Source organism: Sphingobacteriaceae bacterium, from assembly GCA_002319075.1.
In the GTDB taxonomy this organism is placed as follows: domain Bacteria; phylum Bacteroidota; class Bacteroidia; order B-17B0; family Aurantibacillaceae; genus Aurantibacillus.
In genome coordinates this window covers 874,645-900,777 of sequence record NVQB01000001.1, presented here as the reverse complement: position 1 = coordinate 900,777, position 26,133 = coordinate 874,645, and the positions used below count along the sequence as shown (strand labels likewise).

General features: G+C 42.9%; 21 protein-coding genes. 9 read left to right on the top strand and 12 right to left on the bottom strand.

All coding sequences use genetic code 11. The features are described from left to right. Positions 1-23 precede the first annotated feature (23 nt). From CNR22_04055 to CNR22_04045, 3 genes are all read left to right on the top strand, one after another. Positions 24-1,925: a hypothetical protein gene (locus CNR22_04055; protein ID PBQ30976.1), complete on the top strand. Its 1,902-nt coding sequence runs from the start codon at positions 24-26 to the stop codon at positions 1,923-1,925. A gap of 140 nt (positions 1,926-2,065) precedes the next feature. Next, positions 2,066-5,866, top strand: coding sequence for a hypothetical protein (locus tag CNR22_04050; GenBank protein PBQ30975.1), 3,801 nt, complete (start codon positions 2,066-2,068; stop codon positions 5,864-5,866). A gap of 98 nt (positions 5,867-5,964) precedes the next feature. Beyond that, positions 5,965-6,597, top strand: a complete 633-nt coding sequence (locus CNR22_04045) for a hypothetical protein (protein PBQ30974.1) — start codon at positions 5,965-5,967, stop codon at positions 6,595-6,597. Positions 6,598-6,651: 54 nt separating this feature from the next. On the opposite strand, the gene CNR22_04040 is transcribed toward CNR22_04045, so the two are convergent. Beyond that, on the bottom strand, positions 6,652-7,635 hold the full coding sequence (locus CNR22_04040) for a hypothetical protein (protein PBQ30973.1): 984 nt from the start codon (positions 7,633-7,635) through the stop codon (positions 6,652-6,654). A 38-nt stretch (positions 7,636-7,673) separates the two neighbouring features. Further along, positions 7,674-9,656, bottom strand: coding sequence for a hypothetical protein (locus tag CNR22_04035; protein PBQ30972.1), 1,983 nt, complete (start codon positions 9,654-9,656; stop codon positions 7,674-7,676). A gap of 177 nt (positions 9,657-9,833) precedes the next feature. On the opposite strand from CNR22_04035, the gene CNR22_04030 reads away from it, so the two are divergent. The 4 genes from CNR22_04030 to CNR22_04015 are packed head-to-tail and all read left to right on the top strand — an operon-like array spanning position 9,834 to position 12,567. After that, the gene (locus CNR22_04030; GenBank protein ID PBQ30971.1) at positions 9,834-10,076 is read left to right on the top strand and encodes a hypothetical protein; all 243 of its coding nucleotides are present in this window, start codon (positions 9,834-9,836) and stop codon (positions 10,074-10,076) included. Next, positions 10,076-11,125: a 3-oxoacyl-ACP synthase gene (locus CNR22_04025; GenBank protein ID PBQ30970.1), complete on the top strand. Its 1,050-nt coding sequence runs from the start codon at positions 10,076-10,078 to the stop codon at positions 11,123-11,125. The genes CNR22_04030 and CNR22_04025 overlap by 1 nt, the downstream gene beginning before the upstream one ends. Beyond that, a complete protein-coding gene (locus CNR22_04020; protein ID PBQ30969.1) occupies positions 11,126-12,034 on the top strand; it encodes a hypothetical protein in 909 nt (302 codons plus the stop codon). Continuing rightward, positions 12,034-12,567, top strand: coding sequence for a hypothetical protein (locus CNR22_04015; protein ID PBQ30968.1), 534 nt, complete (start codon positions 12,034-12,036; stop codon positions 12,565-12,567). The genes CNR22_04020 and CNR22_04015 overlap by 1 nt, the downstream gene beginning before the upstream one ends. Here CNR22_04015 and CNR22_04010 read toward each other — a convergent pair. Next, positions 12,560-13,438, bottom strand: a complete 879-nt coding sequence (locus CNR22_04010; GenBank protein ID PBQ30967.1) for a hypothetical protein — start codon at positions 13,436-13,438, stop codon at positions 12,560-12,562. The genes CNR22_04015 and CNR22_04010 overlap by 8 nt on opposite strands. A gap of 200 nt (positions 13,439-13,638) precedes the next feature. Between CNR22_04010 and CNR22_04005 the strand changes: the two genes are divergently transcribed. Beyond that, positions 13,639-14,634, top strand: a complete 996-nt coding sequence (locus CNR22_04005; protein PBQ30966.1) for a glycosyl transferase — start codon at positions 13,639-13,641, stop codon at positions 14,632-14,634. A 37-nt stretch (positions 14,635-14,671) separates the two neighbouring features. Here CNR22_04005 and CNR22_04000 read toward each other — a convergent pair whose 3' ends face one another. Further along, entirely contained in the window at positions 14,672-16,318 is a 1,647-nt protein-coding gene (locus CNR22_04000; GenBank protein ID PBQ30965.1) for a hypothetical protein, read from the bottom strand. Positions 16,319-16,589: 271 nt separating this feature from the next. Between CNR22_04000 and CNR22_03995 the strand changes: the two genes are divergently transcribed. Next, entirely contained in the window at positions 16,590-17,456 is an 867-nt protein-coding gene (locus CNR22_03995) for a hypothetical protein (protein ID PBQ30964.1), read from the top strand. 23 nt (positions 17,457-17,479) lie between these two features. On the opposite strand, the gene CNR22_03990 is transcribed toward CNR22_03995, so the two are convergent. From CNR22_03990 to CNR22_03955, 8 genes are read right to left on the bottom strand one after another with little or no spacing between them, the layout of a single operon-like run. Next, complete coding sequence (locus tag CNR22_03990; protein PBQ30963.1) at positions 17,480-18,658, bottom strand: hypothetical protein; 1,179 nt, start codon at positions 18,656-18,658, stop codon at positions 17,480-17,482. After that, entirely contained in the window at positions 18,655-19,605 is a 951-nt protein-coding gene (locus tag CNR22_03985; GenBank protein PBQ30962.1) for a hypothetical protein, read from the bottom strand. Before CNR22_03985 ends, CNR22_03990 begins: the two co-directional genes overlap by 4 nt. 45 nt (positions 19,606-19,650) lie before the next feature. Continuing rightward, positions 19,651-20,529, bottom strand: coding sequence for a hypothetical protein (locus tag CNR22_03980; GenBank protein PBQ30961.1), 879 nt, complete (start codon positions 20,527-20,529; stop codon positions 19,651-19,653). Beyond that, on the bottom strand, positions 20,514-21,419 hold the full coding sequence (locus CNR22_03975; GenBank protein PBQ30960.1) for a hypothetical protein: 906 nt from the start codon (positions 21,417-21,419) through the stop codon (positions 20,514-20,516). Before CNR22_03975 ends, CNR22_03980 begins: the two co-directional genes overlap by 16 nt. Continuing rightward, entirely contained in the window at positions 21,416-22,342 is a 927-nt protein-coding gene (locus CNR22_03970) for a hypothetical protein (protein PBQ30959.1), read from the bottom strand. Before CNR22_03970 ends, CNR22_03975 begins: the two co-directional genes overlap by 4 nt. Positions 22,343-22,344: 2 nt before the next feature. Beyond that, the gene (locus CNR22_03965; protein PBQ30958.1) at positions 22,345-24,246 is read right to left on the bottom strand and encodes a hypothetical protein; all 1,902 of its coding nucleotides are present in this window, start codon (positions 24,244-24,246) and stop codon (positions 22,345-22,347) included. Between the two features lie 2 nt (positions 24,247-24,248). Next, entirely contained in the window at positions 24,249-25,163 is a 915-nt protein-coding gene (locus tag CNR22_03960) for a hypothetical protein (protein PBQ30957.1), read from the bottom strand. A gap of 13 nt (positions 25,164-25,176) precedes the next feature. Further along, complete coding sequence (locus CNR22_03955) at positions 25,177-26,028, bottom strand: hypothetical protein (GenBank protein PBQ30956.1); 852 nt, start codon at positions 26,026-26,028, stop codon at positions 25,177-25,179. Positions 26,029-26,133 lie beyond the last annotated feature (105 nt).

The following is a 26,133-nucleotide window of genomic DNA, read 5'->3' as shown; positions in this document are numbered from 1 at the left end:
GAATTTTACTATTTTTAAGCACCATGCTACAAAAGCTTAATGATCCCGCCATACTTGTTTGCGCCTACAATAGGCCCCACGCGCTGGCGCGCCTGTTGACCTCGCTTTCTAATGCCGTTTACAACACTAACACTATTTCGCTGATCATTTCTATTGATAAAAGCGATTCGGACGACGTCTATGAAATTGCCGAACAATTCAACTGGAAGCAGGGTACAAAAAAGGTCATCCATCATCCCGCTCACCTTGGCTTGAAAGCGCATTTGCTTAGTTGCGGTGATCTTACTGAAACCTATGGCTCTTTGATTATTTTAGAAGATGATCTTTTTGTGTCGCCTTATTTTTACGAGTATGCCCGGCAAGCACATGCTGAATACAACAATAAACCAGGCATTGCTGGCATTTCCTTATACAATTACCAGTTTTCTGAAAGCAGCTTCTACAAGTTCGCGGCTGTTGACGATGGCACGGATGTTTATTTTATGCAGGTGGCCTCATCGCTGGGACAGCTTTGGACAAATAACCAGTGGCAGGCCTTTAAAGCCTGGTTCGGCACGCATGCAGAGCTGCCTCAGGATGCCACTATCCCTGCTTATCTGCAGCAATGGGGGCCGCATTCCTGGAAAAAACATTTTACTCATTATTTAGCGGACACTAACAACTATGTGGTATATCCGCGGGTTTCACTAACCACGCCTCTTAATGGGCAAGGTACTAATACAAGCGACGGAACTCCATTTAATGCTCCCTTGCAGCTCTCGGAAAAACACTATAGTTTTTGTACTCTTGAAAATTCGGGCGCCTGCTATGATGCCTGGTTCGAAATTTTGCCGGAATGCCTTAACCGTTATAATGATAATTTAAAATCCTATGATTATGCCGTAGATCTGCATGGTACAAAAGCAATAGGCACGTTGAACTCTGAATACGTTCTCACTTCGCAAAAAGCAAATAATGCAGTTTTTTATTTTGGATCAGAACTCATTCCTTTTGAATTGAATGTAGCCATGGCTCTTGCAGGTAATAGCATAGGACTTTACAAGATTAAAGGCAATGTGTTTGAACAAAAAAAATTGGCTTCACGCAATATTCTCGAAGAGCAAAAGAAACACGATGCGCTGGGCATTTCTGTAATTATTCCGGTTCAGGAAGAAAACACCGAAGCTGTTATGGCTACACTGAAATCGTTAGCAGATCAAAATTGCATAAACAAAGAATGTGTATTGGTAAGTAACAGCGCGTTAAGCAAAGAACTGAAAAAAACAATCTACGCTCTCGGCCTCCGTGTAAAAGTGGTGAGACCTATACAACAGTTAACACTGGAGCGGCTTGTTGCTTATGGTTTTAAAAATGCCAACAAGGGCATTTTGGTATGGATCGCTCCGGGAAATATATTTACTCCGTCTGCATTGCACCAGGTGCAATCTATATTAAGCTCAAACTTAAGCATAAGCTGGGTTCGGGGAATTAATGAAGATCCTGCCCGGATAAAAGTTCTGAATGTAAGAAATTACCGTCTTGCTCCTGGAGAAGCATACAGGCGTCTGGAGGCTGGAACCCTGAAGGTTTCTATGGAGCAGGATTTTTTCAGGAAGCATTGTATGAATACAGACTCGGGGGTTTCTTTTTCGGAGTTATTTTTTCACTGCATTCAAACCTATCAGCTGTATATTGTTGTTTCAAAGCTGGGGATAAAGGTGCAGGAAGAGCAGGCACTTAGTTCCAGTGAAAGACGGCAGCTTTTAAAAAAATATATTCACTTAAAAGAAAAGAAAAATTTTTTTGTATTTTTTGCGGATCGTTTCCTCACCTTATGTTTTCCAAACTCAGGCATCAGCCAATGGTTTTACCCGGTTATTCGTAAATTTCCCGGCGTGCTTCGGTACGATGCGTTACATGGCACGTTTTACACGGATCGCTATTGATTAGAGTATCGGCCTAACTTAGCAATTTTCCCCAACTTACGCTATCGTTCGCCTGCTTTTTCAGGTCGTGTGTCACATTTTACATTTAAGTAACCTGTAAATACAGCTATTTTGTTAGCTTTGTCTTTCAATTCAGATCCATGAAAAACCTTTACAAAAATTTTATTTTTAAACTGATCATCGTTTTTACACTTTTAAATGCAGGACATTCTTACAGCCAGTGTGGGATGACTTATAATTACGGATTACTGGTACCCAGTTCAGGTACAAATTTTGTTACTTACACTGGAATTTCCCCATATACTTATTATGAACTCCCTTTTCTTACAGGCGCTAATTACGCGGTAAGCAGCTGTGGTAGCAGTATTGCGACCGAGTTTACGTTATTTAATTCATCAAATAACTATACAGGGCTTTATACCGCCGACAGCGGTCCGTTTTGCACCGGTACGGGATCTTTTACCTACACGCCTAATTTTACAGGCCTGGCCAAGATGCAGGTAAGTCAGTACCAGTATTGCGGCTGGTACAATGGCTTTGCATCTGCTGTTGTGAATGTCCGCCAGAACGATAACCTCGCCATTACGTCTGCCTCAGCTGTATGCTCAGGCAAAACCATAACATTAACTGCAACACCAGCTCCTCTCGGCAGCGTGCCAAACGCTAACTATGGAGACGCCGGTACGTTTGCTGGTGCAAATGTTACCACCACATTGTTTTCTGCGCCTACAGTAACGGCGGTGACTGTTTACACGGTTAGCTATAAGTACGGTTGGGTAACACATACACAATCTATCACGGTATACCCTAACCCAACAGTTAGTGTTTCGGGTGGAACCATTTGCTCTGGCAATACCTTCACTCTAAACGGTTCGGGTGCCAGCACTTACACGTATAGTAGTGGAAGCCCGGTTGTGAGTCCAAATGTCACTACAAACTATTCAGTCACCGGCACTTCCACCGCGGGATGTATCTCTGCAAGCGCAGCGGTAGCTATGGTTTCTGTAAACACTACGCCAACCTTAGCCGTTAATAGTGCTACGATCTGCTCTGGTAATTCAGTGCTTATTTCTCCAAGCGGTGCTGATACCTATTCGATCACCGGTGGCAGCTTCAATGTAATCCCGAACACTACAACCTCTTATTCTGTTACAGGCACGGCCAGCAATGGTTGTATTGCTTCCAATACAGCGGTATCAACAATTTCTGTAAACACAACGCCAACTATAACGGTAAATAGTGCAACTATCTGCTCCGGCAATTCGGTGCTTATTTCTCCAGGCGGCGCTGATACCTATACCATTACGGGTGGCAGCTTTAATGTGAACCCCAATGCAACAACATCTTACAGTGTTAGCGGAACAGCCACTAATGGTTGTGCAGCTTCTAACACAGCAGTATCCACAATTTCGGTAAACACAACGCCAACTCTGGCAGTGAACAACGCTACTATTTGCTCCGGCAATTCAGCGCTTATTTCTCCAAGTGGTGCTGATACTTACACTATCAGCGGAGGCAGTTTTAATGTGAGTCCTAATACAACAACATCTTATACCGTTACCGGAATGGCGACTAACGGTTGTATAGCTGCCAATACCGTTGTATCTACCGTATCGGTAAACACCACGCCTACCTTAGCCGTTAATAGTGCAACTATCTGCTCCGGCAATTCGGTGCTTATTTCTCCAAGCGGTGCTGATACCTACACCATCACTGGTGGTAGTTTTAACGTGAGCCCTAATATCACTACAACGTATTCAGTAACAGGTATGGCCGCCAATGGTTGCGCAGCTTCTAATACAGCAGTATCAACAATTTCTGTAAACACCACGCCAACCCTGGCGGTGAACAGCGCCACTATTTGCTCTGGAAATTCGGTGCTTATTTCGCCAACAGGTGCTGATACTTACACGATTACAGGTGGCAGCTTTAATGTGAGCCCTAACACAACAACATCTTATACGGTTACCGGAACTGCGGCCAACGGTTGTGCCGCTTCCAATACAGTTGCTTCTACCGTATCGGTGAATACTACACCAACCCTGGGTGTAAACAGCGCTACGATCTGTTCAGGTACTTCGGTATCACTTATTCCAACAGGCGCTAACAGCTATACGATTACGGGAAGTAACTTTACGGTGAGTCCGAACACAACTACTTCTTATTCTATTACGGGAACGGCGGCTAATGGCTGTGTGGCTTCCAACACTGCTGTGTCAACTGTATCTGTAAATACAACACCAACCTTAGCGGTTAATAGTGCTACGATCTGTTCAGGGTATTCTGTAGCTATTTTACCTTCTGGTGCAAATACATATACAATTACCGGTGGCAGCTTCACAGTAAGCCCGAATACAACAACTTCTTACACTGTAACTGGAACTGCAGGCAACGGTTGCGCTGCTGCAAACGCTGTGGTATCAAGTGTATCGGTGAATACTACGCCAACCTTGTCGGTTAATAATGCCACTATTTGTTCTGGTAATTCAACAGCCATTGTGCCATCCGGCGCCGGTACTTACACGATTACTGGTAACACTTTTACAGTAAGTCCGGGTACTACAACTTCTTATACAGTTACCGGAACTGCGCTTAACGGTTGTGCGGCTTCAAACACGGTTGTATCTACTATATTAGTGAACACTACACCAACTTTAGGGGTTAACAGTGCTACCATCTGCTCCGGCAATTCAGTAAGTATTTTACCAACCGGGGCTGATACTTATACTATCACAGGAGGTAACTTTACAGTTAGTCCTAACACTACAACCTCTTATTCCGTAACCGGAACCGCCACCAATGGCTGTATTGCTGCCAATACCGCAGTGTCTACAGTATCTGTTAACACCACACCAACTGTTGTGCTTAACGGTGGTGTTATTTGCCAGGGTAATTCTTTCACGTTTACCCCAGGCGGCGCAAGCACTTACACAATTTCGGGTAACAACTTTACCATTACACCTGCGGCAACCGATTCCTATTCATTAACGGGTACCAGCGCAGAGGGTTGCCAGTCATTTAATACGGCAGTTGCAACAGTAAGTGTAGTTAACACACTTAGTATAGTAGTAGCAGGTAATACCAGTATTTGTAACGGCAGCGCTGCAACTTTAACGGCAAGCGGCGCGGCAACGTATAGCTGGAATACAGGTGTGACAACTGATAGTATTACCTTGAGCCCTACTGCAACTACAGACTATACAGTTATCGGTTCAAGCGGTACCTGCAGCAACAGCACAGTAGTAAATCTTATTGTCAATCAACTGCCTGTGGTTACTGTTAACAGCGGTACTATTTGTTCGGGAAGTGAATTTGTGATCGTGCCTGCAGGCGCCAGTACATACTCTATCAGTGGCAATAGCTTTACTGTAAACCCAACGGCTAACAGCAGCTACTCACTAACGGGTACTGATGGTAATGGCTGCGTATCTTCGGAAGTGGTGAGTAATGTAGCGGTTAATGCTTTACCGGTTGTAACAGCAGCAACATCTCAATCAGTGGTATGTATTGATAATTCGGCAACGTTAACTGCGGTTGGAGCAACAAGTTATTCTTGGTCTACTTCGCAAACTGATTCGGTAATTACTGTTACATCCGCTATCTCTGGCACTGAGACCTACACCGTATCTGGAACTGATGCTAACGGTTGTGTAAATACCGCTACGGTAATACAGAAGTATGACAACTGCACGGGTCTTGAAAAAGGAAACGCTGGTGGGGTGAATATTGCTGTGTATCCGAATCCAAACAATGGACGTTTTACAATAGAAACAGTAGGCAATTCAACCATTGAAGTTATGAATGCTGTAGGTCAGGTTGTTTATACTGGCACAAGCAACGGCAAAATAGTGGTTTCTATGGAGCATTTAACCAACGGCATTTATTTTGTGAAAGTAACGACTAACACTAGTCAGCAAGTGGCAAGGATCATTAAAGAATAAGAGCTTTATAGTTTATAAAATAAAACTCCCGCTTTTTAAAACAGGCGGGAGTTTTGTTTAAAAGACAACTTATTTAAATTATATACTTTGAAGAACAAATGAGCGGTTCAGGAACATACCAGATGAAACACAATCCTTTTGGCATTGTAAGAATGTTTGAAGAGGAAGTTGCAAATTACACAGGAGCGCCTTATGCTGTGGCAGTTGATTCCTGCACCAATGCATTATTCTTGTGTTGCAAATACCTCAAGGTGCAATCGGTTACTATTCCGCAGAACACTTACCTTTCTGTTCCACAATCGGTTATTCATGCGGGTGGAAAAGTTAAGCTGGAAGAGAAAACATGGCAGGGCATTTACCAGCTTGAGCCTTATCCCATCTACGATGCCGCCTCGCGGTTCAACTCAGGAATGTATCTTCCGGGCTCATTCATGTGTCTTTCTTTTCATTATAAAAAACACGTGCCCATTGGCAAGGGCGGTATGATTCTTACCGATGATCTTAAAGCAGTGGAGTGGCTGAAGCGTGCACGTTACGAAGGACGGGAGGAGAAAAATTACTGGCAGGATGAAATAAGTGACCTGGGATGGAATATGTATATGACGCCGGCTGAAGCCGCCACAGGCCTGTCGCTGATGCAAAGCATAAAAATGCATAACGCCGATCTTATAGAAGAGAATGGTTATCGCAACCTGAATGATTTTTTAAGATTTAAGGAAATGAAGGGCTGAAGTGCAGAGCCTCTCAACCCTTGTTAAGCTGGTTTATTACCGACCGCAGATCGGCTAAGACCAGTAATAGAATTTCTGCTTATCGACTGAAATGCCGATAAATCCACCAAAGGTGATCCGTGGCGTACTTCCCCGTATTGTTTCAACCCGGTGCCAGATGTTTCCTCCCTGGAAAAGAATCATATCGCCTTTTTTTGGAACGATTTTATCTTTAATGATATTCGCATCATCTTCTACATACATTTTTGAGCCGTCGGGCTGAATGATCTCGTTGTCTTCAGAAGGATTTGATTTCGTTTGTCCCGCTTTCCACCGGAAGTTGAACAACGTTAGCTCACCGCCTGCTTCTGGTTCCTGCAGCATTATAAAGAAACTCATTTGATTTTCAACAGCTACTTTTTTGGTAAGGTCTTTATAAAATGCCTCAAATGTTTTGCCGAAATAATTTCCACAATGTACGCTCATTAAGCCTTTATCCGGTACAAGACAGCGAAAGGTGGCAAAAGGATAATGCCCTTTACCCTCCATGCCTTCTGCAACAAGTATTTCACGGTTTCCAGAGATCTGTGAATAGGTTTTTTCAATACGTTCTTTTACGTCAACGCCAAAGGTTGCTGCAAAATCACGGTTAAAAGCACTGGTCTTTTCAAAATAGCTGTTAATGGCGGCTTCCCTGTTGCTTTCAGCTTCACGGCTAACACGACTTGAGAACTCCGCAAACACAGGTGGATAAGTATATCCTACAGGTGTATGGGCGGGATTGTCATTTTCTGCAATGTCAATGTGCGATAGAATAGTGTCCACTTCCTGTGTCGTTAAAAAATTTTTGATCAGGAAACCATCTGCTGCGTTGGTGTAAAGATCGTGGATGGTATCTCCGCGCTTCAGTAGTTCGTCGAGCGTTAGGGTTTCAAAATTGTATGGCTCTTTCGAATACTGCTGGATGTATTTTTCACCAGGCGCTTTGGAATTTGCTACCACTGGTTTTACAGGGGCAGCCTCAGGTTTTGTAAAAAATTTTTTAAGAAATGAAATCATGATATGTATTCGCGAATGTACAAATTATATCAGCGCTCTTATAATCCCCCGGCTTTAAATATTCCTTTTTCCAGTGCTTGCCTGTAATAGAAGTTCGCCTGGCTATCTTGTTTTTTTAACTGGTAGCGGCCTATAATGGTGCCGTATACTTTTTGCGCGTCAGCACCATGCCGTAACATTTCGAGCATAGCTTGAGTAGATTGCACCATATTGCCCTGTTCAAAATAAATATTACCAAGTGCTTCGTATGTTCCGGCAGATTCTCCAAATTTTTGCCGCGATCGGTTAACGATCGCAAGCGCTTTTTCGTACTCATGGTTATTGGAGTATGCCAATGCCAGCACTGCATAAGAGCTCTGTGCTTCCGGCGCCAACTGTATAGATCGCTCCAATTCAACGATGGCTTTTCTGGGATCGCCTTTTTGTAAATACGCCTGTCCCAGGTAAAAAGCGGGATCAGCCTGTGCAGGAAATAAAACAGTGAGCGTGTCCAGCAGCGCAATGCCTTCTTCCTGGCGCTTTACGCCAAGCAGGTAACTTGCCAGCGAAAGCCGCGCATAATACGACTCCTTGCCTGCAATCTGGTAGCTCTTTCTATAGTGAGCTATCATGTCTGCTTCCACGGCGGGATCATAGCCCGCTGTGAGCTTCCTCCGGAGAATATCACCATAATATTGGTTAGCGCGCGCACTATTCTCAAGATACGGCATATCGGCTGAAGCAAGTGTTTCATCATTCTTCCAGACTTTATTACGCATAAATGTTTTAAGGCTTAATGCTAAAGTGATAGCCACAACTACGTAAAGCATGGTGGCGTTGCGGGAAGGGCTCTTCCAGGTTAATACGGTTTCTGTAGTCGCTATCTTGAGATCGCTCTTTAAAAAACGGGCAAGCGCAAATACAGTTATTATCGCAAGACCGAGCGATGGGGTAAACATAAAGCGATCAGCCATGGTATCGGCCAGCGTTATAAAAATATGGGTATACATGCCGATTGAAATAAAGAAAAAGAAAATACCATAACTTATTTCGGCCTGCTTTTTCAGTTTTATAAAAGCAAATGCAAGGGCGGCCAGGCAGAGCAGGCAAGAAATTATAACAGAGGGCTGCTGCCAGCTGGCCACAGGAATCTGATTGTAACCGTAATAATAGAGCTGCGTTAGAGGAATGAAAAAATGCTTTAAATAAAGGAGTAGCAGGGTAAAGGCATTTGCCAGCTTCATATAAAACCAGTCTGTGTAAAAAAAACTGTTGCCCAAAAGACCGCTCTCAGTATAAGCGCCCATGCCTTTTGTAATGCTAACGCCCAGGTTACTGCCTATAGAAGCTTTGATGATAACAAAACAAGCCACTATAAATACTGGTACAAAAAGGGTTGAGCTAAGTACTTTTTTTGTGCGTTGCCATCCTTCCCTGTATAACAGGCTTAAAGGCATAATAGCTAAAAAAACAATAGCGCTTTCTTTTGACAGGAATGCTATCAGAAATAAAAGAAGAGCAAACCCCAAAAACTTCAACTCACGTTTCTGGTGATAATTGATCAGCTGACCGGTAGCCAGTAAGGCAAACAGCAAAGCAAAAATTTCGTCCCTGCTTTTTATATTGGCAACTGCTTCCACATGCACAGGGTGGGCTGCAAATACAAGCGTGATCAAAAACGGAGCCAGATCTGAATACTGGTAAAAAAGTTTCCTCAGTACTTTAAACATAACCACGCAGAGTAAAGCAAAATACAACACATTCATAAAATGCCCCGCATGCGCATTGGATTTGAAAAGCGTGTAATCGATGGCGAACGATGCCAGGGTTATAGGGCGATACCCGTATTTATCGGCCTTGTAATCGGAATTGTATTTTAAAAACAGGTTCGGAATGCCCGATATGCCCTTTTTTACGCGCGGGTTCTCAGTGATAACAATTTTATCATCCCAGGCATAATCGTGATCAATAGTATTGGCATAAAGTAAAAATGCAAAAACAAAAAGAATGAGCTTTAACCTGTTTTCAGTATTTTTTAGCATGTAAAACCGGGCGGCTGTTTAATGAGATAACCCCGCCTAAATTAAGTAAAAACAGCGCCAATTAAAACAGAACAGTGCTAGAAATAATCTTTTAGAAACTTGCTGGAATATATGCCAACAATGACTTCCATTAAAAAAAATGTAGTTATATTTGAGTGTAGACAGACTTGAATACACATGCCGGATAACACCTTAAAGAGCTTTATTGACCTCATAAAAAATCAATTCAGGGAAGAAGAGCGCGAAGCTATAGATGCAACGACCGATCTTAAAACACTCAAAGAATGGTCGTCTTTACAAACTATGATCATTGTAAACGAAATCGATAAACACTACAATGTTATTTTAGGATTTGACGCTATAAAGAATGCGGCCAACGTAGAGCAACTATTTGCAAGCGTTCAACGCGAATTGAGCTAATGGCTTTTTTTTCTATCCCACATATTGCTGTAAAAGGCATTGCGGCCGCAGTTCCAAAAAGTACCGCCTCTAATTTAACGCTCACAGGTTACAGTGAAGAAGAACTTCATAAACTGGTAAGTACGCTTGGTATCAAAACACGGCGTGTAGCGCAGGAAGATCAGTGTGCATCAGACCTTTGTATTGCTGCCGCCGAAAAATTAATTTCAGAAATGGCCTGGGATAAAAACGATATACAAGTCTTGTTCTTCGTTACGCAAACCCCCGATTATCCATTGCCGGGCAGTAGTCTGCATATCCAGGAACGCCTTGGCCTTCCGAAATCTTGTGTGACGTTTGATATTAATCAGGGATGCGCTGGATATGTATATGGCTTGTCGCTTATTGCGGGTTTTATGTCGGCCAGCGGCTTAAAAAAAGGCCTGCTGATTGTAGGCGATACAATTACCAAACTCATCTCACCGCGTGACAAAAGTCTTATCCCGTTGTTTTCTGACTGCGGCACTGCAACTGCGTTAGTGTTTGATAAACAGGCCACGCCAATGGAATTTAATATCAGTTCGGAAGGAGCCGATTACGACGCCATCATTGTTCCGGAAGGCGGAGCAAGAAAACCTCTGCACGGCGCGTCGTTTGAGTATACTGGTGAAAATAGCTCCCGCAAAGGATTTCACCTGGCAATGAAGGGGCTGGATGTATTTAATTTCAGTCTTAAAAAAGTAGCACCCAATGTGGAAGAACTCCTGCGGCAATCTGGCCGGGATATAGCAAGTATTGATCAATTTGTATTTCACCAGGCTAACCGCCTGATCCTGGATTCGATCTCGAAAAAATTAAACATAGCATCCGGCAAAGTGCCATCCAGCCTGGAGTCTTATGGTAACACCAGCGGCGCGAGTATTCCTCTGACCATTGTCAGCGAATTAAAAAAAGCCACTAAAATAACAAACTCTAAATTAGTACTTTCCGGATTTGGCGTAGGTTTGTCTCTTGGTTCGGTGATTGTAGACTTTAAAGATGTAATTTGTCCTGACATTATTGAATTATAAATGATGATCGCTTATTCTATCATAGTTCCGGTTTATAAAAGTGTGGCAACGCTGGAGCAGCTCTATACAGGGGTTGCGGACTTAATGGCAAAACTGGGCCAGTCGTTTGAAGTGATCTTTGTGGAAGATAACGGATCGCAGGAAAGCTGGCAACAACTGCTCTCCTTAAAAAAACGATTTCCCGATAAGATCACTTTAATAAAGCTGACAAAAAATTTCGGCCAAAATGGTGCTACGCTTTGTGGAATTGACGAAGCAAAAGGCAAGGTGATCCTGACGCTTGACGACGACCTGCAGGTGCATCCATCAGAATTAGAAAAACTAATAAACCGGCAACTGGAAACCCAGGCCGATGTGATCTACGGCATCTATAACGAAAAAACAAGCTCCTGGCTGCGTAATACGGGTTCGGCGCTTATAAAAAAAATATTCAGGAGCACCGAGCAGGGTTCAAACATAGGATCCTCCATTCGTCTTATTACCGCAAACATTGCAGGCTATTTGCGTAACCACTCACAAGACCATTTGTTTATTAACCAGGTGGTATCGTGGTATACTTTCGACACGCAGTTTGTAACGGTAGCCCGTAACCCGCGTTTTGAAGGTAAATCAGGCTACAGCCTGATACAGCTTTTTCTTATGGCATTTCGACTGGTGTTCCTTTATACGGCGCTTCCTTTAAAAATTATGATCGTGGTGTGTATATCCAGCTCAGCCGTAGCGCTATGGTTGGCGAGCTATTACATTTATAAACATTTTGTATTTGGCGCAGGGCTTGGCTTTCTGGTACTTATCGTCGTTGCTATATCACTCATCCTGGCAAGCATAAGTATTATGGGCATTTACCTGAACCGGATTTACGCTTCCCGCGTTAAAAAACCGCATTACGCCATTAAGTTTAAACTTTAATGCAGATCGTTAAATACGGCCTTACACTTCAAAGGCTCGAAGTCTCATATCTTGAACTAGTGCGTATCTGGCGCAATGCAGACCATGTGAGGTGCAACATGCAATTCCAGCAGCTGATCACACCGCAAATGCAGCTCGAATGGTTTCAGTCGCTCAACGTTTCTCAGCACCAGTATTTTGTTATCAAAAAAGACGCTATTGCTTTTGGCGTTGTGAATCTGAAGGATATTGATGATGAGTTAAGAACCGCTGAAGCAGGTATTTTTATTGGTATTACAGCCTATCTGGATTCCATAATGCCCTTTCTTGCAACCATCAGCCTGATGGAATACGCGTTTGAAACTTTAAAATTAAAAAGTCTCAAAGCAAAAATAAATATCACTAACACCAAAGCGATTCACTTCAATCAAAGCATTGGCTATAAAAAAGCGGAGCAACAAGAGGATGAACTTTTTCATTATTATACTGTTACCCATGCTGATTTTTCAGAGGCAACAGAAAAGTGGCGCGGCATGTTGCAGAAGCTTAATTAAACGTTCCGAAAAAAAATTTCCTGATTCTTTTATATTCCAATTGCATAACAAGCTTTATAGGAATGCAGGGATGTATTGCCCAGCGAAGGATGCGCAAAGGCCAGGGCAATCTTGAATACGGAAATTTTTTAAGGTTGGGCGGGGGATCAATGGTCTTTGAGAGTTGCCAGAAACGTTTTTGATTGTAGTGGAAATATTCCTGCGGCGCTCTTTTTTTAAAGATCTCCATACCAATATGGAAAGTGAGGTGCTCGTTGTCAAACAGTTTAAAATGAGTACTCAGTGCAAACAGATTCTGGGAAAAGGAAATTTCAACAAAGGGTACACCAATGCAAATACCGTTCAGTTTTAATTTTGGGTAGATGGCTCGCCTGAAAACAAAACAATCAAAGCCGGGGTGCGCTTTACCTTTTTCTTTATAGATCAATTCCAGATCGCTTTTGTTTTTATAAATGGCTGGAAGACGTCTTCGGTTAATAATAAAGGCATCGTGGCCCTGCTCAATAAAATCATTTACTGCTTTGTAAAAGTTGGGGAACAGGCCAATATCCACATTCGTGTATATAAGATAATCTGCGTTACTGGCCGTATATAAGCGCTCTAGTATATCTTCAAGTAAGGGAAGCCTGATCTTTTTTTCAAAGCCTGCAAGATCGGTAACCGACCGGGTAAGATCTTTTGTTGCCATAAATCCTTCAGGCACCATGTTGCGATCTTCTGCAAATTGAGCGGTATACAGCTCTACATGTAAATTTTTTTTTGCCAGATCTTTTGAATGGCGCATACTTTCAAACGTGATAGGCTGCGCGGTAAACAGATCAGATGAAGGATCGGCATTGAACGGATTGATGATATGTGCTACAGTGTACAAGCAGCCCGCAAGATTGCTTTTTTTTATATAATATCAAATGTATTTTACAGAACCATTTTATGACCTGAAAAAATAAGCCTTAAAGGTGTTGAGAGATAAGGCTACCGGGATAATTCTTTTTAAATCTGCGTAATAGACGCACGGCTGAATTCCCTCATCGCGTGGTTTTGCAGAGTCCAGTTCATAGATTATATTCTTCCATGCAACGACGTTTCACAAGCGCACATGAGCGATTATTGTTACTTTTGTCGCTACTGGAACAGGTCCCTAAAATATCCATTGTCACGGTCAACTATAACAACGGTAAATACCTTGAAGAGGCCATGCTGTCTGTTCTAAATCAAAACTATCCTAACCTTGAATACATTGTGATTGATGGCGGTAGCACCGATAACAGTATTGACATCATAAAAAAATATGAACACAGGCTAGCTTACTGGGTGAGTGAAAAGGATGAAGGGCAATACCATGCCGTGCAAAAAGGGTTTGATAAAAGCACGGGCGAAATTATGGCCTGGATCAATTCTGACGATTTGTACGTGCCAAATGCATTTTCGGCTGTGGCTGAAATTTTCCATACATTTCCCGACGTTAGCTGGTTGATGGGAATACCGAGGGAATACACTCCGCAAGGCGTGATGATCAGCCGCATTACACTGCCCTGGGGCCGATGGTCGAAACACCGTTTTTACATGTATGATTTCCAGTTCATTCAGCAGGAATCTTCCTTTTGGAAACGCAGCCTGTGGGAAGCCGCCGGAAGCCGCATAGATACCGATTTTAAGTATGCCGGCGATATGGAATTGTGGACCCGTTTTTTTAGACACCAGAAACTGCACACTACTCTAGCCACGCTGGCAGGCTTCAGGCATCGCTCCGATGCACAACGCTCAGTAGAATTTCGCGGGCAGTATTTGCTCGAATGTAAAACGGCTATTGATCGCGAACTAAGCGCTATGCCATTTTTAAAGCGCTTGTCATACACGCTTTTGAAGCCGGTAGGTCTTGTTACAGCGCCATTTTTTTTCTACGACATTCCGTTTTTCAATGCTTTTTTTCCGTGGTGGTTCGGTATTCCCAAGCCCATAGGTTATGATGTAGCGAATAAAAAATACATTCGCCAGAGCCTCCTTGTAAAACTACCACCGCTTTTCTTATTTAAGAGGCAGGTGCATCGCAAAATGTTTAAGGAGTAATAGGCCTGGAGTGGTTGAGGTCGCGATAATCCTGTGATCAATCTTTAACATACCTGGCATACCAGGTTTCAAAATCCAGCCATCGTGTTGCCAACGCGCCCGATCCCTGGCTAAGTTTTTTTTTGAACTCACTGGTATATACATGCCGCTTCCAGGTTGTTTTATCTTCCAGCCGTTCCATGTAAGCAGCGTGATGCGTGTCGGGCAAGAGTCCTTTTGGCTCAATACCAATTTCGAGTTTTGGGATCACACTATCAGCCCTGTTAGTTAAAGGAGAATTGCTGGGAATGCTTGTAAAAGCTTTATCACATAATTTAAATAAACTGTTGTAGAGCTGGTAATTGGCCAACAGTTCTATAGGTAGCAGCATCAGCTTCTGCAGTAAACGACTATCCCAGAAAGGCGAAAAGCCATGATTGGCGAGCTGGTAGGGCTGCAGCCAATGGCCTTTGGTGCCGCCATAAATAGTAGTGAAAAAGCTTCGCGTAAATTGTTCTGTAATAAAAAGAAACTCCCGAACCGCTAATGGATATTTTTCTTTTTCTTTTAAATAGGTATGATAAGGATGCGCCTTCAGCTTAAACCGGAAACGCCAGGAAAATACAGACATTAATATATGGTTAACATCTTTATATCCAAGCCCTGCTTTAATTGGGGCGGCGATAAAGGCAAAACCTCCGAGTAATTCACCGCCGTGCCAGCCGCCGTATACGTGACGGGCACGAAGGGCGCGCTCGGTGTCAAAATAACTAAGGTTAAACTGATTCTCGTAAAACGATATTTTTTCTATACGGTGTTTAAGTCCGAATGTATTAACAAGGGCCGTAGCGCCCACCACATCCTGATCTTCCTGCGGATCGAGGAATGATAAATTACTGGTGTAAAATTCAGTCGCCTGCCGCTGTTCTTTAGTGAGAGTCGCAAAAATAAGGCGCGAATCGGCTCCTGCTGAAAGCAGGCAGAGGTCTGTTACATTTGCATCAATGTATTCGCGGTTTATTTTTTTAAAAAGCTCAAAGAGTTCTTCAGCCACCAGGCTTGCATCGGCAGTATTTACTGGCTTTGGCATGGGATGCCAGTAGTTCTTATCTGTACATGTTTTACCTCCTATCGTAATGAAGGAAGCAGCAGCAATATTCTTTATGGTTTTATAAAATGTTTTTCCGCCCAGCGTCGTACCCAGCGTAAAAAATTCGGCAATGGCATCGGGATCAGGTTTCCTTTCCTTCGCAGTTAAGAGCTGCACCAGTGGCTGGTACTCGTTTGAAACAATAACATACTCCTCGTTCTCTGAAATAAAAAGAGGGAAAATGCCAAACTTATCGTTAGCCAGAATGAGCGTATGCGTGGCAGCCGTGTAGTGTAGTGCTGCAAAAGCACCCTCCATAGCCGACAAAAGCTCGCAACCCGAATGCGCTATACACTGGCCGAATTTTTCAGCCGTCGTTCCGGCAGTCGCAAAGGAAATAGTTTCAAAAGAAATGTGTCCCGATACAAAACTTAACGATGTGTCATTGGCATATAAAGCATTCTGGAATTTAGACGCCACGCATAGCAGCATGCCCGGAAATCTACTCGTAACAATGTCGCGCGTGTTGTTTAGCTTAAAATCGTCCAGTATCGGCTGTATTGCAGCATCATTTAGTTGTTTTGTTCTACTGTATATGCCAAGAAATGTAGCCATGCGTTCAGGTTTTAAATTTAGTTAAATTCATGGCGTTTAATCGGGATTTAAATTGTATTGTCTTATTGTTTTATATTGATCCGTTTTTCCGCCTATTTTAATAACAATCAAAGGGGAATTATTCCTGTTAGCAGTCCGGGTAAAATGATCTTTAAGTCTGTTGACAATCCGACTAACAACAGGGGTCAACGTATTTTAAGTCGGGTACGATTGTGTAAAAGGCCTGGGCTGCCTGAAAGAACAAAGACGGAAAGTTTTTGTATCTTTCAACATGCTATTTAAAGACCAGTCTTTATCAGATGAACTAAGAAACAATGGCTACGTTGTTATCCCTTTTTTAAATCCGGCCGATATTTTAAAGCTGAACGAATTTTATAGTACGCTTCATAACGGCGACGATCCGCCCAACTTTACGGAAGATATTCACATGACTACCTGGTGCAGCGACAGTGAATATAAAAAGAAAGTTTCCTCTGGTTTAAGTGATATTTTCACAGGAGCCAGCGATCGTTTTTTTCAGAATTACAGGCGGCTAAACAATGTTTTTATCGTAAAAAAAAGCGGTAAACAAACAACCTTTAAAGTGCATCAGGACTGGAACGTGGTGGATGAAACGAAACATGAGTCGGTAAATGTGTGGGTGCCGCTGCACGACGTAAACGAGCAATCGGGCGCTTTATGGGTGCTTAAAAAAAGTCATAAGATAGGCAGGCATATTCGGGGTTCCGGATATTTGTTTCCGGAGTATGGTCCGCATTTACAGGCGCTGCAGGACAAAGCTATCTCCGTAAAATTAAAAGCAGGCGAAGCTATTGTTTTTTATCATTCGGTGATCCACGGTTCACCCCCTAATATGGCTAGCTTCAATCGCAAGGCGGCTTGTTTTACGGTGCTGCAAAAAGAAACGCCTCTTTGTATTTATTATCAGCCATCGGCCGGCGAGCCATTGAAGCAGTACGAGCCCGACGATGACTTCATTTACAACTATGCCAACCTGCGCCGCGACTCTACAACGCAGCCGCCTGCAGAACAGCCTGTAAAAACGGTGCGGTCTTACGAAAACAAAGCGGTAGAATTAAAAGAGCTGTTGCCGTTTTTAAAAGAAAAAAAACGCTGGTTCGATATTTTCAGATCCTGAAAGTTGAAATTTAGCAAGAGAAGTTATTTTATAATTTCGGTTTTCCATGCACATAGGGGCCTGAACGGGATAACTTCATTGTTCTCGTTCCATTTCTTTCCAGCCTCCCATTCTTTTAATGTTACCTTAAACTTCGCGGCCATTTCAATGAGCGCTAACAGTTCCACATCGTTCGCTATAAGCACTTCTACCATATAACTGCCTGCATTAAAAAGGTTGGCGGGAATGACGCAGGTAACACGGTAACTTCCCGGTTGCTGCACCTGGGGCACATAATCTGGCCTGAATGTTATACTGTCAGTCATAACGGCGCCATGATAACTTCTTATTTTTAAAACGATACGCACGTCTACCGCCTCAATAATTTCATACTGCATTTGTATGCGTACGGGTTCATCCATGCAAAGCGTTTCGTTTTCCACTGTAACAGCGGTAACCCGGCAAAGACTGTGTTCGGCGGGCTGTGGCGTTTTGTAGATCGTATCGTACACTCCCTCGAAATAATGTTCAACCGTGGCTTTGGAAGTACCGGAATAAATGAGTTTCCCTTTCTCGAGCAGCAGGCAGGTATCACACAACTCCATCACTGAGCCAAGGTCATGCGAGATCATAATGCAGGCTTTGCCCTGATGTGATTGTTCTTTGATCCTTCGGATAGCTTTCATCCTGAACTCCGCATCGCCCACAGAAACCACTTCGTCCAGCAAAATAATTTCATTGTTGGTAAACAGGGCAATAGACAAAGCCAGGCGCAGGTACATGCCGTTGGAGTAATTTTTTACCGGCTCGTGGATGTGCGCTTTAATGCCGCTAAAATCAATGATCTCATTTACTTTTTCATTGATTTGCTTTTTCTTCATACCCAATAAAGAAGCGTTTAAAAAAATATTTTCATAACCCGAAAGATCGGGATGAAAACCGGTGCCAATATCAAGAATGGATAAAATAGAGCCTTTATAGTGCACGTAGCCGCTGGTGGGGGCAATGATCTCCGACAGAATTTTAAGAATAGTACTTTTGCCGGCGCCATTGGTTCCAATAATGCCAAGAATCTCTCCTCTCTTCAATTCAAAACTTACGTCCTGTAATGCCCAGAAATCCCCGTCTTTACCGTTCTTTTCAGAAGTGCCGCTTTGCTTTACAGTATATTTTTTTGAGATATTGTGCGCTGCCAATACCACATCTTTATCTAAGCTCATCATAAGTCGCGCTCCTTCCAGGCCTCAACCTGTGTTAAATACATGTTCTGTAAAAAATAACGGCTGTTACCGCTTAAAATATGGATGTTGGGCTTTATCAACTTTAGCTCGAAAAAGTCAACAGGAAAAACGTAATCCCGCAAGTTGTCAATTTTATTGATGCCTGTCAACTCCTGGAAATCATTTGAGATAGTCAAATTCTCGAATTCATCAAGAGGAATGTCAATGGTCTTTATGAACGAAAGAATGTATCCCTTGCTGCGCACATGGTCGAGGATCGTGTTCAGGTCGGGTACATGATAATGGTACGCTGTGTCAATATTTTGTATCTCTTTTTCAATGCCTGCAGCCATACTTTTGTAAAGCGCTTTTTTAATGAACAGATCTTTTATGTATACTGTTCCCCCGGGTTTCAACACCTTCCACGCAGAATCAAGCACCTGTAAATGGTTCTGTGCATGCCCAAAGGATTCTAAAAAATAAATGGCGTCAAAATATTCTTCCGTATAATAATTTTCCAGATGGTGATAATCGCCTTCGCGCACATATACATGCGACTGCGCATGATTTTCCTGAATGTTTACTTTTGCCAGTTCTACCTGCTTAGAGGAAATAGTCAAAGCTTCGATTCTTGCGCCGGTTTTTCCTGCAAAATAAACAGCAGGGCCGCATACGCCACAGCCCGCGTCAAGTGCGGTCATCCCGTCCTTCAAACCAATGGCCTCAATTTGATGATCGAGTAAAGTGTTTATGTTTTTGGTACGGAAAGCCTGGATGACTTTGCCATATACTTTTAAAAAATTTTCAGTTTGCTCGTTGTAAAACGCCCCTACATTGTGTTTGCGAAGCACAGGTGCGGTTATGCTGTTCTTTTTTAGGGAGCGTGTTTTAAAGATGACCAATAGCAAAGCAAGGTTAATGAGAACAGATATGAGGATGATTGGCAACATGCAACAGTAGAGAGCTTTTAAAGATACGTCTTTTGTATAAATTAATTAAGAGCGACGGATCGCGAATAGCTTTTTTAGCCAATGTCTTGACAATTCTGGCTTTCCGAGGAACATGGTGTTATAGTCTTCTTCGCTCAGGTTGGTATGCGCAGGTGTTACGCTTCTTATAAACTGTAATCCATCCGGACCACCATTCGGATCTTTCTCCATAAAAAAATGTTCGTCTGCTTTATACAAATCGATGTGTTGGTCTTTTTGGAAACACAATTGCATTTCGGCTGTAGCTGTAATTACACCGCACACAATTCCCAGGCGGGCTGCGTTTGTTTGGTTTGCCGGTGAGCCGTGAAGTAAAGCGTGATCATAAAACAACGCTTCGCCCGCTTTCATAATCAACGGTTGAAGGCTTTGCCAGGCGGCAGGTTCAATGTTCTTAAAAATGGAAGGTATACCAGGCCCACGGTAGGTCTTAATTTTGGCATGACTACCGGGCAACACAAATACAGCACCGTTTTCAACGTTTACATCAGTAAGAGGGATCCACAAATTAAAAGAGCGCGTGTTTTCCTCATCTACAATGTTCCAGTCCTGGTGCGGCTGAAGCACACCTTTTCCATGCGGGGGTTTTACCACGAATGCCCCTCCGAGCAAGCGGTAATTTTTAAGCATGGAAGACATCAGTGGACTGATAATACTTTTAATATGGTCGCTGGTAGTCCTGCGGAAGGCAGGATCTTTTGCGTGAGTGGACGAATAAAAATGCGCCGGCTCCTCTTTTTGAAAACCGTAATAATACTCTGTAAGTTTTTGCACATCAGCGGACCCTAAAAACGGAAACGTGGTATAACCTGATACTGCCAGCTGTTCAGCCATTACAGGATCATGCAGTAAGCTTTTTGCCGTAGCGATTACCTTTTCATCCATGTCATTACAGTTTGTATCAGCCCTTTTTTTTCAGGTGAAGAAGCGTTATATGTTTTAATGCCTGTTAATTTTTCTACCGTTGCAGCCGATGCTTTTTCAAGTGTGAACGGTTTTGTGCCAAGCGATTCGCCAATAACCGGGCGCTCGAAAATTGAGTGATGAAAATTTTCAAAGTTGATCAGGAAATCATCCTCTTGCTTAAATTGCTCTATTCTATCAGGACTTTCTTTGTTGAGGTAATGGAACAGCATAGGCGCCCCTTTTGTTTTAATGCCGCTGGTAATAGCCACACGCAGACTATCTGTCTTATTTGGTTTCGAATAATGAATGATCGCCTGGTTCAATACAATCGCTTCCCCGGGCAGTGCAGGAATTGCAGTCAGTTTGTCCTTAAGTAAATACTGAAAGCCATCAAAATAAAATGGCAGGGTAGGAGCGCGTATGCCCTGGTGCCAAAGGTGACTTCCTTTGATAACCTCCAGTGTGCCATTTTCTTCTGTGGTTGGCTGCAAAGGTGTCCAGATGTTAAGCGCAATAAATTTCTCTTCGTCAACAATGGTCCAGTCCTGGTGCATTGGCATTTCGCTGCGCGGTCCGTTTCCCTTTGAAAGAAAGGCCGAACCAAACCAGGTGTGATCTGTAAACACAGCATCCAGCTGTGGAACAATAATATTTCCAATTGCTTCGCTGATCACTTTCTTGCGACGGAAATCGTTTTCGTAGCTCGATGAAAAAAAATCTGCAGAAGGGTCTGGAAAATAATTTTTAAATAAGGTAAGCAGCTGCTGTATGCTCTCCTGGCTCAACAGCGTTATCTTTACAAAGCCATTTTCCTCAAATTGTTTTTGAAGTGCTGTGTCTTTAAATATGGCAGGTACTGCAGGCATCATGTTCTGGTAAAGATCTTTTTAAATAATTTAGAAAAAACACTACTGCTTAAAGGCTTTTCAGGCAAAGGTTCCGGCTCTGTTAAATTGTATTCCTGCTTTAAAAGGGCAGGTGTTATTTTTGGAAAGTTATATGACACAACACCTTTCGACTGCCCGATAGAAGGCCTGCTGTAAATGTCGTGGCCGAAATTCTGAAAGTTCACCATGAAGTCAGGGGCCTGCTCAAACAGTTCAATTTCATTTTTACCGGACGCTTTATCCCAATAACATATTTCAATACCTGCGTCTTTGTGAGTAATAAAAGTGTTTATCACCGGCCGCGGTTCCAACGAATGGTTAGCCGGCGAAAAATGAATAATGCTTTGGTCGAAAATAATGGCCTGGCCCGCTTTTAAATAACAGGGCCGCATAATTTTGTACACGCTGCTTTCAATACCGTCGTATATGTCCGGAATCGAGGCTCCGCGATAGGTTTTAAACAAACGGTGGCTACGAGGCAGCACCGCTATTGCACCATTGGTTTCGCTAAGGTCAACAAGCGGGATCCAGATATTGATACCGGTGTAAACAGATTCATTTACCAGGGTCATGTCCTGGTGCAGGTTTAGCTTACTTTTTTCATCGGTACCTTTTACAATAAAACTACCGCAATGCACCCTGTAATCGCAAAATACAATGTCAAGACCGCGCTGCATTTCTTTGCGTATCTCCGTATCAACCGATTTGCGGTAAGCTGTGTCTTTAGAAAAAGTACTGGTGTAAAAGCCGTTTACGCCTTGCGGGTGAAGGTCTATATAAAGGGTATAGAGGCGCTGTACTTCGGCTTCATTTAGAAAGTCAAGCACTACAAAACCCTCATTATTAAGTTGGCTTTGAAGAGCTTCTTCTTTAAACACACGGGCTTTATGATCGAAATTCAACATGATTATGCTTTTTTTAAGCGGTGTTTTACTTCTGCAATAATATTTGGCAGAGTGTATTTCTGAAAAAATGTACGCGTATCGTGTACTGCTTCTTTTGCAGTTAAAGTGCTTGTTTCAGCTTCAGGAACAGATTTTTTTTGTTTTGCCGTTCCGTCGGCATTGTAGCTGTAGAGATCCGCCAGCTCGTTCATTAAACCAGTATTGATGCTTGCTCCGTCTAATGTTGACACTAAGCCGATCATGTCTTCTTTCGAAAGAACAGGGGTAGACTTGCGAAAGGTGCTTATTTTATGGAGACCTTCAGGCGCCAGTCCTTTGTTAAAATATGCCGACAACTTTGAATTATTATAACTTGTAAAAAAAGAGGCTTCTACATTGTAAACCTGCACCAGTTCTTCTTTGCCGGGCAACTGGTAATAGTGCTGCAACTGCGCCTGTTTTTGCGTAATGCCAATGCCCGCAGCAATGCGTGTAACACCCGAAATATTCGGCGGTGAAGCATGTACCGTTCGGTTATTAAAGATCAGGGCTTCGCCGGCCTTCATTTCTATCACTTGCACGTAAGGAAAAAGCGTAAAGGCATGATCAGACAATAGAGCTCTGGATTCAGGCGATGGCGAGATGCGCGGGTAATTAAACACGCGGTGACTGCCCTTTATCAGGCCCAATGCGCCATTGTTTTTAGTTACATCCATTAAAGGAATCCATACCGTGGCAGAACTGAATTGCTCTTCATCTACGAAGGTCCAGTCCTGGTGTGGCGGCACAATATTTTGCAGACCGGCTTCTTTTATCACGTAGCTTGCGGTAAAAGCTTTATAATTCTCAAGCACCGTATCCAGCTTTGGAAGCACTACTTCAAACAGTTTTTTAAATACGCCGTTAATGTAGAGGGCGTCAGTGTTTTCGAGGCTGATGTGAAAGCCATAATCGCCAATATGATCGTGCTGTAGCGATAAATAATAGTCTTTCAGGTTGGCAGTTTCTGCTTCGTTAAGCAAATTTATTTTTACATAGCCGTCTTTGTCGAAACTAGCTTGTAGCGATGCGTCTTTAAAAAGCGGTGGCACCGCTGCTGTAGGTTGTGTGGCAGTAAGTTCTTTCATAAATGTAATTAGCTCAGTCGGCGCTATTTTTTTTAAAGTCTGGTGTATGGTTGTAACCGGTGTTAAGTCCGCAGGGGGCCCTCCTTTATTGGGAAAAGTGATAAAAAAATTATCAGGCACTGCATAAGCGTCAAATGTATTTTCATCTTTCTGGTGATGAAATATTAGCGGGGCGTCTTTGTGGGTAAGTCCTAATGCAACAGCAATTCTCGGGGCAGTGCTTGTATTTTTGCCCGAACCATGCATCAGCGAGTGATCGAAGATAAACGCTTCGCCGGCCCGCATGATTAAAGTATGCGCGTAATCATCAAGCAATTCCTGTATCTCTGCCAACGCATCAAAATTGCCTGGTGCCCGCAGAGCCCGTGAAAATTGCTGGCTGCCGGGAATGGCTTTAATAGCTCCATTGTGGCCGGTAATATCATCTAAGCTAATCCACGCTGTGATGCTGCGGTCGCTAGTTTCGTCTACAATGGTCCAGTCCTGGTGGTAAGGCATCCGCCCGCCATCGCCGGGATTTTTAACCAGAAATTGTGCGCCCAACACTTTATAGTTTTTGATATGCGGCGAAATTGCAGGTAGCAATACCTCACAAAGTTCACGGCTGATAGTGTCTTTAAGAGCGATGTCATTCAGGTAAGTGCTGGAGAAGAAAGCGTCTGTGCCTTTTGGAAAGTAGGTTGTGTAAAGCGCTGCCAAAGCTTTTGCCTGTTCAGTTGTCAGCAGGGGTTTTCGCACAAATCCAATTCGGTTAAAGGTGTTGCTGTCTTCCTGGCTTATAAAAATACTACGCGTCATGGTTATCTGAATAATCCTGATAGCGTGTCCATGAAATTTTTCTTTTCATCAAAGCGTTTGCCTTTCAGCGTTTTTAAAAAATCACCGTAGTTTAATTTCCGTTCTTTGTAGGGTGTTGTTTTAAGAATAGTTTTGCCTTTGGGCTTTAACCACGGGTGAAAACCCATGTAAAAATCAACATCGGTTTCCAATACCTGCACAGCACCTTTATCGGCATCCCGATCTAAATGATAATGAAGAGAGCCGCTTGCTGCCGGCGTCATAATAAGCTGTATAGCGAGGCGCAGACCCGGCGTTTTATTGATATTACTGTAATGCACAATGCTGTCGTCAAGAATCACACCTTCGCCTGCTTTTACATTCATGGGTGTAAGATGGTCGCTGATGATTTTTTCTTTAATGCCTTCCAGCTCCCAGGGGATCATAGGGCCGCGTAATTTACCGAAGCGCTTATGACTTCCATCTACCATTTGTAATGTTCCGTTGGCTTCATTACTATCTACCAGCGGTACCCAAATAGAAACAGAAGTATATTTTTCTTCGTCCACAAAAGCCCAGTTCTGGTGCATGGGTACTTCGCCGCCGCCTTGTTTTTTGCGAATGTAGTTGGCTATAATTGGCTTGTAATTAGCCAGGTACTCATCTGCTTTTTTCTGAAAGGTCTGCGTAATAATGTCAAATACTTTTTTCTTGTATGCTTCGTTCCGGTCAATAAAAGTAAAGTCGTAAGTGATATCCCCGGTGTTGTCAAAATCCACATCGTTAGCCGTTTTCGGACCTCCGCTTTCAACAATGGTTTCAAAGAACTTTGCTTTCAGGTAGTCAATTTCCTCACTGTTCAGAAAAGGAACTTTCACATATCCCTTACGGTTAAATTCTTCTTCCAGTAAAGGGTTTTTAAAAACAGGTGTATGCATTTAGGTCAATGATTTAAAGGTTTTCTACAAATGTTTTTTCTGATTTTATAAAGTAATAAAATGAACATAACAGAAAAACTACCGAAGTAAAAAAGACAAGCACTGCTGCGCCTGGAATGGCTGCGTTAAAAAATAAGGCGCCGCGCAATCCTTCAATGGCCTGCGACATAGGATTAAGGTAAAACAAATAAGACCGGTAAGGTTGGGGTAAGATATCGGTAGGGTAAAAAACGGGTGTCAGCCAGATGCCAAAGTTTAACGCAAAAGGAATAAGATGTGCAAAGTCGCGGTACCGCAATACCACAACGCTGCACAATAAACCAAGAGCAAAGGAAATGATAATGGCCATCAGCATGTAAAAAAATGCAGTAAAGGCATTAAATCCTAAGGGTTGGCGCGTAACCAGCAGTACTACTAACAATAGAACTACCAAGGCAGCGCTCTCAAGCAGTATAGGAATTGCTTTGGAAACTGGAATGATAAACCGTGGAAACGAAACTTTGTTGATCAGCTCTGATGATTCAATAAGAGCGTATGCACTTTTGGTGACAATACCTGTAAAAATATACCACAGCACCAGGCCACTGAACACAAAGGAAGGATAAGGAATAGCGCCGGTACTGATATGGATCACACCTTTAAAAAAAAAGCTATAGATCACAACAAGTGCCAGAGGTTGCAGGAAAAGCCAGCCAAGACCCAGCACTGTTTTCGTGTATTTTATCTTCAACTCACGACGCGCCAAAACGAAGATTAAAAAACCGTAACGCTTCAGCTTGTCAAAATAGTCCCTCAGGTTATAAGGATTGCTGCTAATGACCTTCACTCCCGGCTGCTGAGTACTATTTGTTATAATGGAAGACACGACTTTTAACTTTAATCAAATGTATCGTTTTTAGCACTGGTTTAAAAGATCAAATCGACTGCTAAACCTGTTGTTTATCCACATAATCCCATTGTTTGTACCAAA

What these genes read in the sequence shown, in the direction of transcription:
- CNR22_04055 (PBQ30976.1), top strand. Translation starts at nt 24, where the DNA reads ATGCTACAAAAGCTTAATGATCCCGCCATACTTGTTTGCGCCTACAAT.
- CNR22_04050 (PBQ30975.1), top strand. Translation starts at nt 2,066, where the DNA reads ATGAAAAACCTTTACAAAAATTTTATTTTTAAACTGATCATCGTTTTT.
- CNR22_04045 (PBQ30974.1), top strand. Translation starts at nt 5,965, where the DNA reads ATGAGCGGTTCAGGAACATACCAGATGAAACACAATCCTTTTGGCATT.
- CNR22_04040 (PBQ30973.1), bottom strand. Translation starts at nt 7,635, where the DNA reads ATGATTTCATTTCTTAAAAAATTTTTTACAAAACCTGAGGCTGCCCCT.
- CNR22_04035 (PBQ30972.1), bottom strand. Translation starts at nt 9,656, where the DNA reads ATGCTAAAAAATACTGAAAACAGGTTAAAGCTCATTCTTTTTGTTTTT.
- CNR22_04030 (PBQ30971.1), top strand. Translation starts at nt 9,834, where the DNA reads ATGCCGGATAACACCTTAAAGAGCTTTATTGACCTCATAAAAAATCAA.
- CNR22_04025 (PBQ30970.1), top strand. Translation starts at nt 10,076, where the DNA reads ATGGCTTTTTTTTCTATCCCACATATTGCTGTAAAAGGCATTGCGGCC.
- CNR22_04020 (PBQ30969.1), top strand. Translation starts at nt 11,126, where the DNA reads ATGATGATCGCTTATTCTATCATAGTTCCGGTTTATAAAAGTGTGGCA.
- CNR22_04015 (PBQ30968.1), top strand. Translation starts at nt 12,034, where the DNA reads ATGCAGATCGTTAAATACGGCCTTACACTTCAAAGGCTCGAAGTCTCA.
- CNR22_04005 (PBQ30966.1), top strand. Translation starts at nt 13,639, where the DNA reads ATGCAACGACGTTTCACAAGCGCACATGAGCGATTATTGTTACTTTTG.
- CNR22_04000 (PBQ30965.1), bottom strand. Translation starts at nt 16,318, where the DNA reads ATGGCTACATTTCTTGGCATATACAGTAGAACAAAACAACTAAATGAT.
- CNR22_03995 (PBQ30964.1), top strand. Translation starts at nt 16,590, where the DNA reads ATGCTATTTAAAGACCAGTCTTTATCAGATGAACTAAGAAACAATGGC.
- CNR22_03990 (PBQ30963.1), bottom strand. Translation starts at nt 18,658, where the DNA reads ATGATGAGCTTAGATAAAGATGTGGTATTGGCAGCGCACAATATCTCA.
- CNR22_03985 (PBQ30962.1), bottom strand. Translation starts at nt 19,605, where the DNA reads ATGTTGCCAATCATCCTCATATCTGTTCTCATTAACCTTGCTTTGCTA.
- CNR22_03980 (PBQ30961.1), bottom strand. Translation starts at nt 20,529, where the DNA reads ATGGATGAAAAGGTAATCGCTACGGCAAAAAGCTTACTGCATGATCCT.
- CNR22_03975 (PBQ30960.1), bottom strand. Translation starts at nt 21,419, where the DNA reads ATGATGCCTGCAGTACCTGCCATATTTAAAGACACAGCACTTCAAAAA.
- CNR22_03970 (PBQ30959.1), bottom strand. Translation starts at nt 22,342, where the DNA reads ATGTTGAATTTCGATCATAAAGCCCGTGTGTTTAAAGAAGAAGCTCTT.
- CNR22_03965 (PBQ30958.1), bottom strand. Translation starts at nt 24,246, where the DNA reads ATGACGCGTAGTATTTTTATAAGCCAGGAAGACAGCAACACCTTTAAC.
- CNR22_03960 (PBQ30957.1), bottom strand. Translation starts at nt 25,163, where the DNA reads ATGCATACACCTGTTTTTAAAAACCCTTTACTGGAAGAAGAATTTAAC.